At 38.1% G+C, this 15,180-nt stretch carries 11 protein-coding genes; 2 read left to right on the forward strand and 9 right to left on the reverse strand.

Annotated elements, in window-relative coordinates:
* Positions 1–6 precede the first annotated feature (6 nt).
* From GQR47_RS02470 to GQR47_RS02485, 4 genes are all read right to left on the reverse strand, one after another.
* Positions 7–3,066, reverse strand: a complete 3,060-nt coding sequence (locus GQR47_RS02470; RefSeq protein WP_024596857.1) for an ATP-binding protein — start codon at positions 3,064–3,066, stop codon at positions 7–9.
* A gap of 275 nt (positions 3,067–3,341) precedes the next feature.
* A complete protein-coding gene (locus tag GQR47_RS02475) occupies positions 3,342–4,550 on the reverse strand; it encodes an ABC transporter permease (protein WP_165723504.1) in 1,209 nt (402 codons plus the stop codon).
* Positions 4,543–5,331, reverse strand: coding sequence for an ATP-binding cassette domain-containing protein (locus GQR47_RS02480; protein ID WP_024596859.1), 789 nt, complete (start codon positions 5,329–5,331; stop codon positions 4,543–4,545). Before GQR47_RS02480 ends, GQR47_RS02475 begins: the two co-directional genes overlap by 8 nt.
* Positions 5,328–6,140, reverse strand: coding sequence for a DUF3025 domain-containing protein (locus GQR47_RS02485; protein WP_024596860.1), 813 nt, complete (start codon positions 6,138–6,140; stop codon positions 5,328–5,330). The genes GQR47_RS02480 and GQR47_RS02485 overlap by 4 nt, the downstream gene beginning before the upstream one ends.
* A gap of 113 nt (positions 6,141–6,253) precedes the next feature.
* On the opposite strand from GQR47_RS02485, the gene GQR47_RS02490 reads away from it, so the two are divergent.
* Complete coding sequence (locus tag GQR47_RS02490; protein WP_024596861.1) at positions 6,254–7,879, forward strand: M28 family metallopeptidase; 1,626 nt, start codon at positions 6,254–6,256, stop codon at positions 7,877–7,879.
* A 120-nt stretch (positions 7,880–7,999) separates the two neighbouring features.
* Positions 8,000–9,169, forward strand: a complete 1,170-nt coding sequence (locus tag GQR47_RS02495) for a putative manganese transporter (protein ID WP_138489105.1) — start codon at positions 8,000–8,002, stop codon at positions 9,167–9,169.
* Between the two features lie 61 nt (positions 9,170–9,230).
* On the opposite strand, the gene GQR47_RS02500 is transcribed toward GQR47_RS02495, so the two are convergent.
* The 5 genes from GQR47_RS02500 to astE form a co-directional block, all read right to left on the reverse strand.
* Positions 9,231–9,596 (reverse strand): DUF805 domain-containing protein, encoded by a 366-nt coding sequence (locus GQR47_RS02500; RefSeq protein ID WP_165723473.1) that lies wholly within the window; start codon positions 9,594–9,596, stop codon positions 9,231–9,233.
* 418 nt (positions 9,597–10,014) lie between these two features.
* Positions 10,015–11,601: a dihydrolipoyllysine-residue acetyltransferase gene (locus tag GQR47_RS02505; protein WP_165723474.1), complete on the reverse strand. Its 1,587-nt coding sequence runs from the start codon at positions 11,599–11,601 to the stop codon at positions 10,015–10,017.
* 8 nt (positions 11,602–11,609) lie between these two features.
* Entirely contained in the window at positions 11,610–12,587 is a 978-nt protein-coding gene (locus GQR47_RS02510; RefSeq protein ID WP_165723475.1) for an alpha-ketoacid dehydrogenase subunit beta, read from the reverse strand.
* Positions 12,587–13,801: a thiamine pyrophosphate-dependent dehydrogenase E1 component subunit alpha gene (locus tag GQR47_RS02515; RefSeq protein ID WP_002962935.1), complete on the reverse strand. Its 1,215-nt coding sequence runs from the start codon at positions 13,799–13,801 to the stop codon at positions 12,587–12,589. The genes GQR47_RS02510 and GQR47_RS02515 overlap by 1 nt, the downstream gene beginning before the upstream one ends.
* Positions 13,802–14,066: 265 nt before the next feature.
* Positions 14,067–15,119, reverse strand: coding sequence for a succinylglutamate desuccinylase (gene astE / locus GQR47_RS02520; protein WP_165723476.1), 1,053 nt, complete (start codon positions 15,117–15,119; stop codon positions 14,067–14,069).
* Positions 15,120–15,180 lie beyond the last annotated feature (61 nt).

Genomic DNA, 15,180 nt, shown 5'->3' on the forward strand with positions numbered 1-15,180 from the left:
AAACGATTAACTTAACCAAGTAATTAGCTTGTCTTTTAAAGTTTGTGGTTTAATTGGTTTAGTAATGTAGTCGTTCATTCCAGCAGCTAAACAACGCTCTCTATCACCTTCCATCGCACTCGCTGTCATAGCGATAATCGGTATGTGAGTATAATCTACCTCGGCCTTACTATTTCTGATTTCACTTGTTGTATCATAGCCATTTAAATTAGGCATTTGGCAATCCATTAAAATAACATCAAAAGCTTGCTCTTCGTTTTCTCTCAGTGCTTCTAAGGCTTCTATACCGTCTGACGCACAAGTGATTTTTACTTTAGTACGTTTTAATATTGCCTTAGCTACTTCAATGTTTATCATATTATCGTCAACTAATAATACATGATACGCAGATAGGTCAGGCTCTACTTGTTCCTCTTCCAAGCCTTTTGGTGGCGCTATAATGCAATCATTACTGGCACCAAATAAGCTGGCTAACTTATAGCTAAATTGATCTTGGGTAAGCGGTTTATTTAGAATGTGGCTACCCTCAGGTAATATCATTTTAGTCGGTTTATCGGTCACCATGTCGCGTAAAATTAAGACGTACTTTTTATTAAACTGTTTACAATAATCAATAAGGGCATCAATTTGAGGATGCTCATCGTCAATCAATAATAAGTCAGCTTCAAACTCTTTGTGCTCACTAAAGTAGTCAAGTCGTACAATGTTTTCTGCTTTTACTTTGCAGGTTAATAACAATAAGTCGCATACGTTTTTATAAACGTTATCGCGCGCTATTAATGCAGCTACGTTGATACTTGTAGCAAGCTCTATACCTGTGTTTAATTTTTTCTCTTGTGCAACGTGTAGCTCAACCGTTGCGGTAAAGGTACTACCCGCGCCCTTTTTACTTATAACCGTAATATTACCACCCATTAACTGAGCAAGTTTTTTACATATAGATAAGCCTAAGCCTGTACCACCAAAATGACGGGTTGTACTTGAATCTTCTTGTGTAAATACTTCAAATAGTTTGTCTATGTTTTCAGGCGCTATACCAATTCCGGTATCTTTTATTGTAAAGCTCATTAATAATTTTGAGTCAGTTATGTACTTAGAACCGACAGTTAAACTTACTTCACCTCGGTGGGTAAATTTAAATGCATTATTAACTAAGTTAATTAAAATTTGTTTAAGTCGATGGCTGTCGCCAATAACCATTCTGTCTACTACATCTTTAGTATCTAAAAATACTTCAAGACCTTTGCGTTGGCCCTGTAAAGCTAAAGAGCTAATCATATCGCTACATACTGTCACAACATCAAATGTATGGTTATCAATATCAAGCTTACCTGCTTCAATTTTAGAAAAATCAAGAATATCGTTAATCAGATTCATCAATGAATTAGCACTGCTATTTGCTAGTTTTAAATAATGGTATTGTTGATCGGTTAAGCCATCTTCTTTGAGCATTTCAAGCATCCCTAGTACGCCATTCATTGGTGTGCGTATTTCGTGAGAGATATTTGCTACAAAGTCACTTTTTGCTTGGCTTGCTGCTAATGCTTGGTCAATTGCACGTTCTAGTTCAATGGTCCTTTGTGAAACCTTTAGCTCCAGAGTACTGTTTAACGCTTCGAGCTCTGATTGCGTATTTTTTAATGAGCTAATATTTCTTAAAATAGCCGCTACCTGATAACGGTTATTATATACGTCAAAAATACTACTAAGCGTGATAGAAAAGTATTGTTTGTTGCCATAACCATCTGTGTAGATAGCTTCAAACGGCATTTTTGAACCGTTTGTAATAGTCTCTTGTATACAATTAGTGTCTGCGTCGTTTAAATTAAACAGCGAAACAAAATCAGGATTAGTGCCTGAAATTGAACTACCAAAAACCTCTTTAGCGGTATTATTAAAGTGAACAATTTCGCCGTTTTGCTCAATTGTAAAAATAGCATCCAAAGAATTTTCTATTACTTTATTGTTTTGCTCTTTTAGAGAATTAATTAATAGCTTACGGTTTATAAAGCGTTGGTATAAAAAAGCAATAACTAAAAATATGCTAAAAAATACCACTAACATTGCAATAAAGTTTTGACGTCTCTCATTCACCTTTGCAAACAATGTTTTTGTATCAACACTTACACCAAGCTCTAAAGGTAGCATGGCTATATCACCCTCAAACGAAATTCGTTTTTTTAAAGTGTAAGCCACTGGATAATTACTTATTGGTAAAGTGCCTTGCTCTGTCATGGTGGTTGCAGTAGAGAATTCTTCAGACCATGTTTTAGTTTTATTAAATTCAAAACGGAATCGAAGTTGAGGGTTTGGATGATATAAAAATTCACCTTCATTATTCATAAGGTAAATCTGCGTCCCTTGTGGAGATTCAACTGTTAAATCTTCAAGTAATTTATCCGCAAAGTAATTAGTAACTAATATTGCAAATATTTTATTATTTTCATCAAAAACAGGCTTAGCAACACGAAAAGTGCTTATATAAGGTTCTTGTATCTGTCCATTTTCACGGTTGTAGTTAATTGGAGAAATATAGACACTTTTCTTATCAAGCATGCTTGCTTTGATTATGTAATCGCGTTGACCTTTTTTTTGTAATTGCAGACCTTGTAGTCGACTAATCTCTCCAAGTTGATTTCGGTCAACTCTAACAATCTCTTGCCCACCATCTTCGAGCATAATATAGCGAGCTTGCAAAATACTGTCATCGGTCTGCATAAAACCAGTAAAAATACTTGCTAAGCGCTCTTGCCAAACATCTATTGGCGTACCGAGAACAGGATCAATTAGTTTATTTTCTTTAGCGCGGGTAATGCCTTGTATTGGTGGTGTAGCATCTAAAAAACGAATGGCGGTAACACTGTCTTTAAGATGTTTTTTTAATGAATAGCTCTTTGTTTCAAGTTCACGCTTTAATTCTATTTGAGCTGAATTATAAACATCACTTCTTACTTTTTGATCGAACAAATACAGAGATGGTAAAGCTATAAGAACAAATATTATTGTTGCAACAAGCATTAAGTTATTATTTTTTGTCACGTTCAAAAAAATATTCTTTTTTAACATTTACCTTCACCATAAGTTTTTATTGTTATTAGTATAGAGTATTAAAGAGAGAATTGGACCCTCTAACTAATCAGTTATCGTTATAATTTTTATAATAAAAAGACTAAATCATTAGTTTTATTTAGAGCACAACCCTTATGTGAATTTTAAATGAATGGGTTAAAAAATATTGGCTTACAAAATTAATAAATGAGCTATTTTAACTATTAATCGCTTCAAAGTATAAAAGGTAGCAATTGCTACCTTTTATATATTCTTAAAACCCTTTATGTACATTATCTAAATAGCACATCTTCTCTGTTAAACCACTTAACACAAAATGCCAATAGTCCAGCAGCAATGATTGCAGTGGCTAAAAATATTAAGCCTACAAATGTGTAATCAACAGTCCCTTTTACTATTTCTTTAATTGCTAATGCTACGTTTGTAACAGGAATGAATGCTGTTTTAGCAGTTAGTTCCATATTTGGCATTATTGAAATAATAATCGGGAAAAATACGCCCATACTAAGTGGTGCCATATAATTCTGCGCTTCTTTAAACGTGCGAGCATAGATAGATATAGCCAGAGCTAAGGCCGAAAATATAGCTGCAACAGGTAATAATAGTACAAATATCATAAGTAAATCGGTAACTGCTAATGTACTAAACGCGGCTTTAATAAAATCAAGATCGGCAAATGCGAGCGCCAATGCTATCCAACAGCCCATACTTAAGACGGTTATGGTTGTGGAGGCAATGGATGTAGTTAACAAGGTTATAAATTTACCAAGCACCAGCTCTGTACGCGTAATAGGTGTAAGTAGGAGTGTTTCTAGTGTGCCCCGTTCTTTTTCGCCAGCGCCTAAATCAATAGCGGGATAAGTTGCCCCCATCAATACTAATGGAATAAGTAGGTAAGGTAAAAAACCGCCAATTTTTTCGCCAAGGTTTTCACGTTTATCGGCGGTATCTACTTTTATGACTTCAATTGGATTAAGAATAGATTTTTGAACAGACTCTTCAATACCAAAACTGATTAGCTTTTGAGTTTGCAGCACGTCACTGTATTCTTTTGCGAGCTCTTTAACGCGTTCGAATAAAAAGTTGATAGATTTTGAATCGTTAAAAACAACCTGCCACTGGCTTTGTTTTCCATCGTTCAATGTTTGCACAGCATGACTTGGTAAATAAATACCCATATCAATATCGCCAGCGATTACACCTGCTTTAAGCTCATCAATATTGTTAAAGGTTTTATCCCCTTTATAAAGCTCAAAACTTTTGTGATAAAACACTTTATCTGTAAACTCTTGTGCGTATTCACCGTTGATTATCGCGTAAGTATTTACTTTTTGCTCAGCGTCCATTGCAGCTTGCGAGCTTATAAATGCCATTACGGCAAACAATAACGGAAATATAGCAACAGGAAGCGCGACAACAAATAATAGCGTTTTTTTATCGCGTAATAACTCTCTTAATTCCTTTTTAAATACCTCAAACATCATGTTTCTCCGTTAATATATTCATAAACGCTTGATTAAGCTCATCACTATTACCTGCTTGTTTAAACTCTTCTACTGTCCCGTCAAAACAGCTAATTCCTTCGTTAATTACAGCGACACGGTCACATAAAAGGGCTACTTCATCTAGATGATGGGTTGAGAAAATAACAGGCGTCCCTTGCGCCTTTAAACCTTTGATAAATTTAATAACGGTTTGTGTGGTCATAATATCTAGGCCCGTTGTTGGCTCATCAAGTACCACAACTGCTGGCCGATGAACAACTGCACGCGCTATATTTGCTTTTTGCTTCATCCCCGTTGAAAGGTTTTCTGCCCGTTTATCTACAAATTTGTGCATGTCTAGCAATGTAAATAGCTCATCACAACGCGATGCAATATCGCTTTTGTTCATGCCATGAAGCTTTGCAAAATACTCTATGTTTTCTTTTACAGTTAAGCGGCCATACAACCCCGTAGAGCCTGATAAAAATCCAATAGACTTACGGCCCAGTAGCGGTTTTTTTACAATATCGTTTCCGGCAATCGTTATTGAGCCTTCATCGGGCTTTAACGCGGTTGAAATCATTCTCAGTGTCGTCGTTTTACCCGCACCATTTGGGCCGAGCAATCCAAGTACCTCACCTTTAGCGCAACTAAAACTAACGTCTCGTACTGAGTGAAAGTAGTCTTTATCTTCACGAGGATCGATGTCGTCTATTTTATTTTTTTTGTGATCTTTAGTTAGCTTAAATTTCTTTTTAAGCCCAGCAACTTCTATCATGTTCGCATCCTTCGTTTCGCTCTAAAATAATCTGTATTGTTGTAAAAAGAGTCATCTTTGTTTTCGTCATGCCAGCCTGGCACACCTAATAAAGGCAGCGGTGAAAGCTTTTTGTTATCGGCTAAGCAGTTATCTGTATTAATCATCTCATAAAGGGCTTGGTCAAGGTACTGGTATTGAGTTACTAAATCTTTACAAAATATTTCATTCGGTACACAAACAAATAACGCTTTACCCGTTAAACCTATATAAGGCTTTGTTAGCATTTCATAATTAGCATGACCAAACATAAAAGGTTTTATTGTTTTACCCCACTCATGTTTGTGTTCAACGAATGCAGTTTTCCATTGGTGATCGCAAAGCCACTGCTGCCATTTACTCTCACTTATAGCTAATACAACACCACACTCATCAAAAAGCGTTAGTGCATTACGATGCTTAGTACGCTGTTGCAGTCCATGCTCAGCTATATCTTGCACATGTCTATGGTTTATTAACGCTTTGGTTTTTGGAAATAAACACCATATAAACCCACCAAATAAGTCATGCCAATTTTTACTTCGTGTAGGTACAACACCCGTTTCAAAAATTACTTGCTCGTAATACCGCTGGCCAAAGTCTACCTTTGCATCATCTTCAAAAGTAATAGGAATATTATTCTCATTAATAGCAGTTAAAAATGGAGAAAACCACTGCGGCGCCGGCCAATCTGTTAGTTCGTTAACTTTAAATAGCTCACGTAAATGCGCAAATGCACCTGTTTCTAAACTACTGATTTGCCACTGCTCGGGGGGAGTAAAACGCTTCATTTAAACCTTTAACAATTTATGCCTATAATTTACGAGAAGTTTACCGCAAAAACTGGTTCTGCTTAATAGAAGTTAATATACTAATCACAACTTAAAACAAAAAAAGAGCTGACATGAAACATTATTTCTCTCTCACACTCCTCGCTACTGCTGTTTTAGCAGGTTGCGCAACAACAAGTATTACCCCTACTGATGTAACAAATGGTTATAACAGTATTCAAGCTGATGAACTGGCTAAACATGTAAAAGTGCTCGCATCGGATGAGTTTGGTGGCCGTGCTCCTTCATCACCTGGCGAAAAGCTAACGCTTGATTATTTAACTGCGCAGTTTAAAGCCCTAGGTTTAGAGCCAGGTAATGGCGACAGCTACTTACAAGAAGTTCCACTTGTGTCGCTTGAGGCTGATGCAAACATGGTATTAAGTATTGGTGGTAAAGACTATCAATATAAAAAAGATATGGTTATGGGTAGCAGCCGCATTAGCGCACAAGAAGGCATAGAAAATTCTGAACTTGTTTTTGTGGGCTACGGCGTTAATGCACCTGAATACAATTGGAATGACTACGAAGGGTTAGACGTTAAGGGCAAAACGGTTGTAATGCTGGTTAACGATCCGGGCTTTGCAACAAAAGACCCTGCTTTATTTACTGGCGACGCAATGACTTATTACGGTCGTTGGACATACAAATATGAAGAAGCAAGTCGACAAGGTGCAGCTGGCGCAATTATTATTCATGAAACAGCACCTGCGTCATACCCATGGTCAGTAGTTGAAAACTCTTGGAGCGGTGAGCAGTTTGGTTTTCAAAAAGAAAACAACAATATGGACCGCGTAGCCGTTGAAGGCTGGGTTACAACTGACGTAGCAAAAGAGCTTTTTACTAAAGCAGGATTAGATTTCGATACTGCGAAAGAAAACGCAGCTAAAGGTGCTTACCATGTTGATATGGGCGATTTAACTGCTTCTGTTAATGTTAAAAACACGATTAAAAAATCAGTATCGTATAACTTTATCGCTACGTTACCAGGAAGCGAGCAACCAGATGAGCATGTTATTTACTCAGCGCATTGGGATCACTTAGGTACAGATAAAACACGTAAAGGCGATCAAATTTACAACGGTGCTCACGACAACGCAACGGGTACCGCTGGGCTTATTGAAGTAGCTGAAGCCTTTACTAAATTACCAAAGCACCCTAGCCGCTCAATGACATTTTTAGCAGTAACTGCTGAAGAGCAAGGCTTACTAGGTTCTAAATACTATGCAGCTAATCCAGTGATTGCAGCTAATAAAACAGTCGCTAACATAAACATGGATAGCTTAAATTTATTAGGCAAAGTAAAAGACATGAATGTGGTCGGTATTGGTAAGTCACAAATGGATGAGTTTTTAGCAACTGCAGCTAAAGAGCAAGGCAGAACAATATCAGGCGATCCTAAACCATCATCTGGTGGCTATTACCGCTCTGATCACTTTGCATTTGCTAATATGGGGATTCCAGCCATGTACGCAGGTGGCGGCACAGTCGCAGCTGACGAAGAGACAGCTAATTACCGTAAACGCATGAGTTTAGTACTTCGCGGTTGTTATCATCAACCGTGTGATCGTTACCGTGACGAATGGGATTTATCGGGTGCTGTTCAAGACTTACAATTGTTTTATAAAGTAGGTTTTGATATTTCGGAGCAAGAGCAATGGCCAACGTGGAATGCAAGCTCAGAATTTCAACGTAAGTAGCATTGGTTTAACATCGAAAAACTCAAAGAGAGTAATCGATTTAAATAGATGTAAATGATATTGATTATCATTTAATTAAAATATACAGTGTTACTAAGTTTATTTAATTGGTAACACTGTATGATTTTACTCTCTCAAATAGGATTTATTACGCCCGCTTCTAAACGCTTTGTTAGCCAAAATAAACGTTTATTATTACCACTTTTTTTACTGGTATGCTTAGCTGTGCCATCACTTCGTGAAATTACAATAACAGCACTAAGTGATGCTTTTTTTCAAGTTAGCGTATTTGTTGCTGCTACATTATTAATTTATTACTACGCCATAGAGCATTTACCTCAATTAGAGCTTAGTTATTTAAGTGCTAAATCGCCGGTATTAGAAATATTTTTTGCTGCCGTTTTAGGTGCCCTTCCTGGATGTGGTGGTGCAATAATAGTGGTTACCCAGTTTACAAAAGGCCAAGCAAGTTTTGGGGCTATTGTTGCTGTTTTAACAGCTACAATGGGAGATGCCGCATTTTTACTCCTTGCCACTCGCCCTACTGAAGGTTTAACCATAATGGCCATTGGCTTAGTAGTAGGCACGCTTTGTGGTGTTATAGTAAACGCCCTTCATGCAAAAGACTTTTTACGCCCAACAAAGCAAGAACAAAAACACCAAGTTAAAGTATTGCCAACTCGTATAATTAAAATAAGCAAACCCGTTTGGATGTTCGCTATTATTCCAAGCCTCATTATTGCTTTTTTAATTGCATTTAATGTCGACTTTGATCAATTTGGAAAATACACAGGGACAAGTATTAGTATTTTTGGTGCTGCAATGGCGTTATTTACTGTAACTATATGGGCGTATTCTTCTAAAGGTGAAAGCTATAAAGAAGTAACCTCAGAAGACGATGAATGTAATCCACCTTCTAAAATTATTAAAGTACTTCAAGACACACACTTTGTGACCGCATGGGTAGTGGCATCGTTTATGTTGTTTGAGATTTTAGTAAATATTGCAGGGCTTGATTTAAAAAACTGGTTTGCACATTATGCTTATTTAGCGCCACTTATTGCTGTAGTGATTGGTTTTTTACCCGGTTGTGGTCCGCAAATAATTGTTACTACGTTATATATTCAGGGGATCATTCCATTTAGTGCATTAACTGCTAATGCAATATCTAACGATGGTGATGCGTTATTTCCTGCAATTGCAATGGCACCTAAAGCGGCTGTAATTGCGACTGTGTATACATCTATTCCTGCTTTGGCCGTTGGCTATGGCCTTTACTTTTTAAGTTAAAATTGCCATAAACAAAAAAGCTCAGCTATTGCTGAGCTTTTAGGATGTTAACTTATTTTATTTATACGGCTGCTGGCTCTGCAGCTAGTTCTTTTGGATTTGGGCCATAATCGTTCTCACCTTCATGTGAGTTTTGTGCAAGAAAAACAATTAAAACAATCCAACCAATTACTGGCACTAACCAAAGTAACTGCCACCAGCCTGAACGACCAGTATCATGAAGGCGACGTGCACCAGCACTTAAGCCAGGAATTAATAGCGCTAAGCTATAAATAGAGCCAATGAACATTGTACCTAGTACACCATCAATCGCATTACAAACTACCGAAAAAATGAAGTTAAATAATACAAACATCCAATATGCTTTACGACGATTACGGCCTGAAAAATCCGCGTAGCTGCGAAGCGCGTTCATATAATGTTCCATGAAATTTCCTTAGTGTTATTTTTTTATATTCCCTAACGGGGTTAACTTTATTACTTTTTAGTAACACATGTATCTTAAATAAAAACAGACTCATTTAAAACAAAAAACCAGCAAATTGCTGGTTTTTTTATTAGGGCGTGTTGACCTTTGCGGATTGTAATTTGTTCAATCTAGGGGCGATTTAATCGCGGCGCGAGGTTTGTAACCTAGTGGGCTAAGTAAAAACCGAGCAACAAAGAGTTTATCGCCCCTAGGCAGAACCCGAAGGGCAGCGCATGTTTGGCTTTTATGCTGCGTTATCGCCTACTTATGGGGAGTAACCACACTTCATAGGCTCTGCCTTGCCTAAAAACCAAACATACTGCTGCAAATTCAATCATCAAAGATCAACACGCCCTAGGTTTAAACAATTATATTATTAACTCATTGCCATCATCATTGCCGATGGGTTTTCTAAGTACGATTTCCATAGGTTATTAAAGCGTGCAATAGTGCCGCCATCAATAACGCGATGATCGCCAGACCAACTCACTTGCATAATAGCTTTACTCACAACTTGGCCACTTTCATCAAAACGCGGTAAGTGCTGCAGTTTACCCAATGCAACAATAGCCACTTCTGGTTTATTAATGATGGGGGTTGCGATAGTGCCGCCAATTGCACCAATATTAGAGATGCTAATCGTCCCTCCTTTTAAATCATCCGGTGCAACACGCCCTTCTCGCGCAGAATGAGTTAAGCGGGTTAAATCACTTGCCACATCAACAATGCTCTTACTCTGGCACGACTTAATATTAGGCACTAACAAGCCAATTTTTGAATCAACTGCTATACCAATATTATGATCGTTATAATAGGTAAGCTCTGAGCAATCATCATTCACTTTTGAATTAAGTACAGGGTACTCTTTCATTGCTAGCGAGAGTGCTTTTACAAAAAATGGCATCATGGTGAGCTTTACGCCTTGTGCTTTGTACTGCTCTTTTAAGGAGCTGCGCAAAGCTATAAGCTGTGTTAAGTCTATTTCATCACTAAACGTAAAGTGCGGAATAGTTGAAACCGATGCCACCATTTGCTTGGCCATGGCCGCTTTAATGCCTTTAATTTGCTCTACTCGTACGCCACCGCTTTGATTCTGTGTTTGGTTTTGTACTGCACTTTGAGAAGCATCGCTATTAAGCGGTGAAGTATCAATAGTATTTGGCACTTCGCCTTTTACAAACTCTTCAATATCTTGCTTGTAAATACGTCCATTTTTTCCACTACCTGGTACGCACGTTAAATCAACATCTAGCTCACGTGCTTTACGACGAACTGCAGGCGACGCCACCGCTTTTTGATTGATAACCTTTGCAGCTTGCTGCGTTTTAACAGAGGCAACTTTTTCAGCGACGGCATTAGTTTGAGCCTTTACGACCGCTTGGTTTATATCAACATTTGGCTTTACTGCACTGCCTGCAATTGTCATTTGAAACAACGGGCTATGTACTTTTGCTATTTCACCTTTTTGATAATATAGTTTTTTTACTGTGCCTGTATATTTTGCCGGAATTTGTACTAATGCTTTATCGGTCATTACGTCACAAACCGCTTGGTCTTCTTCTATTTCATCGCCTTCTGCGACTAACCAATCAACAATCTCACATTCGACAATACCTTCACCAATATCAGGGAGTATAAAGTCTTCAACTACATCAGATGCATTGTTATTAGTTTGATTTTCAGCTTGAACAGGCTCTTCTACTACTTCATTACTCGTACTATCACCAGTTACATCCATAGCAAATAAAGGAGCATGTACTTTAGCAATTTCACCTTTTTGATAATATAGCTTTGAAATAATGCCATCATGCACTGCTGGAATTTGTACTAATGCTTTGTCTGTCATCACATCACAAATTGGCTGGTCCTCAGATACGGTATCGCCTTCTTGAACTAGCCACTCAACAACTTCGCATTCAACAATGCCTTCACCAATATCGGGTAATATAAAATCTTTCGCCATGGTAACCCCTAAAAATCCATTGATTGTTTAATTGCAGCCAACACTTTTAGTGCGTCCGGTACGTATTCTTTTTCAAGTGCCAACGGGTATGGTGTATCTAGACCACATACACGTAAAATTGGCGACTCTAAATGCAAGAAACACTCTTGTTGTATTGTTGCTGCTATCTCGGCACCAAAGCCATTAGTTATAGGCGCTTCATGGCTCACGATTAAACGGCCGGTTTTAATAACCGATTTAGCAATCGTTTCAACATCCCATGGTAAAATACTACGAAGATCTATTACTTCACAGCTTATACCTTGCTCGCTTGCTTGCTGTGCTGCCTCTTCAATAATCTCCATTTGAGCACCCCACGCTAAAAGCGTAATATCGGTACCCTCTTGTACTACTTCAGCCGTGCCTAATTCAATACTATAATCTTCTTCTGGCACTTCGCCTGTTGATGCACGATATAAACGCTTAGGCTCAAAAAATATGACAGGGTTATCATCTTTAATAGAGGCACGTAATAAGCCCTTAGCTTGATAAGGGTTACGCGGTACAACCACTTTTAAGCCCGGTGTATGTGCAAAATAAGCTTCGGGTGATTGCGAGTGATATAAGCCACCAGCAATACCACCGCCATAAGGCGTACGAATAGTTAAGTTACCAACATTAAATTCATTACCACTGCGATAACGAAATTTAGCGGCTTCATTTACTATTTGATCAAACGCTGGGAATATATAATCAGCAAATTGAATTTCAGCCAATGCAGGCGCACCAAAAGCCGCTAAGCCATTAGCGAAACCTAAAATACCTTGTTCGGTTAAAGGCGTATTAAAAACGCGATGCTTACCGTACTTTTCTTGCAAGCCTGATGTTGCTCTAAATACACCACCGAAGTAACCAACATCTTCGCCAAAAATACAGGCTTGAGGGTGTTCGTTCATCGTAATATCGAGGGCAGAGTTAATTGCGTGGAGCATGTTCATTTTAGCCATTACTTAATTCTCCCTGCAGTTACTGGGTAAGCATCTGGATGCTGTTTTATATGTTCTTTTAATTGCTCGTACTGACGTTGCAATAATGGAATTGGTGTATCGTAAACGTCAGATACCAATTCTTCTAAAGCCGGCTTGGCAACAACTTCAGCACGCTTAAGCGCTGCTAAAATTTCTTCACGAATCGACTCTTTTGCTTTTATGTCGTCTTCTTCGTTTAACCAATCTTGCTTGACCAACCATTTTCTAAATTTATCAATAGGACAGATTTGATTATTTGCCTCTTCATCTTTAGAGCGATAACCACTGGGATCGTCTGAGGTAGAATGCGCGCCTAATCGATAAGCAATCGATTCAATAAGTACAGGCTCACCTTGTGTTGAGGCTATTTCGCGTGCTTTTTTGGTCGCTGCATACACAGCAAGTGCATCTGTGCCATCAACACGAATTGTTTTAATACCATAACCTACACCACGCGACGCAATACCATCGCCTTTAAACTGTTCATCAGCAGGGGTAGATATGGCATAGCCGTTATTACGTGCAAAAAATATAACCGGCGCTTTGTGAACAGCCGCCATATTTAAGCCCGCATGAAAGTCACCTTCTGATGCAGCACCTTCACCAAAGTAACAAATAGTCACGTTATCAATTGTGCTTGCAAGCTCACCTGTTTTAGCGTCGATATGCTTTATTTTTTGACCATATGCATAACCTGTGGCCTGTGGTATTTGCGTACCCAGTGGCGATGAAATCGTCATGTAGTTTAGCGCTTTAGAGCCATAATGGATTGGCATTTGGCGACCTTTACCTAAATCCAATTCATTTGAGAACATTTGGTTCATAAATTGATCAAGCGTAAAACCACGATAATGTAGTGCAGCTTGTTCACGATATTGAGCCATGATCATATCGTCTTGATCAAGTGCAGCAGCAGAGGCTGTAACTGCGGCTTCTTCGCCTAGGCATTGCATATAAAAACTAACACGACCTTGGCGCTGCGCGCCTTGCATACGTTCATCTAACAAACGTATAAAACGCATTGTTTCATATAACTTAATAGCGGTATGTTTTGAAATATCAGGTGCGGTTGCACTAGGATGAATGTCGCCGTCCTCAGTTAAAATACTAAGGGTTGGAATATTAAGTGCTTGGCCATCAATAAATTCAAGCTCGTGGTTAATATTCAGCGATACGTTATTTGGATTACTCATAACCTACCTTCTTTTGTTGTCGGTAAAACAGTGCCCCTTTAAATTATTATTGTGGGTGATTGTTGCTGGTTAAACTTTGCAACATCTGCACTATCTTTAATTAAAGCTGCCAACACTTTACGTTAACGTAAAGTGTTATTCAACACATCTGGGACGAAACAAAAGCAAATACAAGTTAAATAAGTGGCAAGTTAACGATACGGTTACTTTAATTAATAGTAATCATATAGTTAACTTGAAGCTACCAGTGGTCTGATGAGTTTAATTAGACGAAATTGCTATCAATATCCATTGGAATAACAGTAAGCAGTGCTCTTTGACCTAATGCTACGCTCGAATTTGGAAATATAATAGCCTCACCTTCAACGTCAGCGTAAATCGCTGTATCACCGTCGGTTGCAAGTAGTTCACCTTTCGCAAAGCCAGTAAAGTTCTCAGCATCATCAGAAAAAGGGAAACTAAAATCATCCTGCGTTCTATTAATTGTGCGGTGCACTGCAAATAACTCAAACTCACTTGCATTAAAATCAGGGTATTTAACTACATTTTGGCTAATTAATGCAGTTAATGTTTGCTTTGTTTTTTCAAAGCGGGTCATATCATTTTGGCCAAATGGCTTAACCTGACCCAGCTCTACCGTAAACGAGTCTGCACCATGAACAAACGACGAATAATAGCTAAACGTCGTTGCGGGTGATTTCATCATAAGTACGGTATTTACACCACAGCTCAATAAAAATTGTAACTGTGACTTTTTCCATGGCTTACCATGTAAAAATGGATACACAGCAAATTTTTCGTTTTTAGAGCCTCTAATTGCAGTGTGTAAGTCGTAATGACATCGGCTACTGCCTTGCTGGCCACGGGCATAAAAGTCACTTACGTATTGCTCAAGCTTTGCAGCGCGGTTTCGTTCATTATTCATTGGTACACCTTCAACTGTATGGTGACCATTAAATAATCTATTTAAGTTTTCTTCTACAAAACGCAGGCCAATATTAATTGATTGTGGATTACCATAAATAAATAAAACACGCTGTTTAAGGACTAGCTCACCTTTTATAATTTGTTTAATGAGCGCATCACAAATTTCAATTGGCGCAGTTTCGTTACCGTGTACAGCGCTTGAATAAATTACATCTTTGCTTGTTTTAACAGCAGGTTGAAACTCAATTACACCGGTATCGTGTATATTTACACAAATTCCATTATCTAAAACAAATTCACCTGCATCTAAATGCCATTCGTTATTACGGCTAAGCGTTAAAAAATCGCCCGTTTGTTTTAATTCATTTAAGTAAGATGGATTGGCTGACATGTAATAAGCCCTTTAAAAATAATGTGAGAGTAAACTCTTATGCATATATATGCACAAGGTA

This window comes from Pseudoalteromonas sp. Z1A2 (assembly GCF_011378755.1).
Classification (GTDB): domain Bacteria; phylum Pseudomonadota; class Gammaproteobacteria; order Enterobacterales; family Alteromonadaceae; genus Pseudoalteromonas; species Pseudoalteromonas distincta.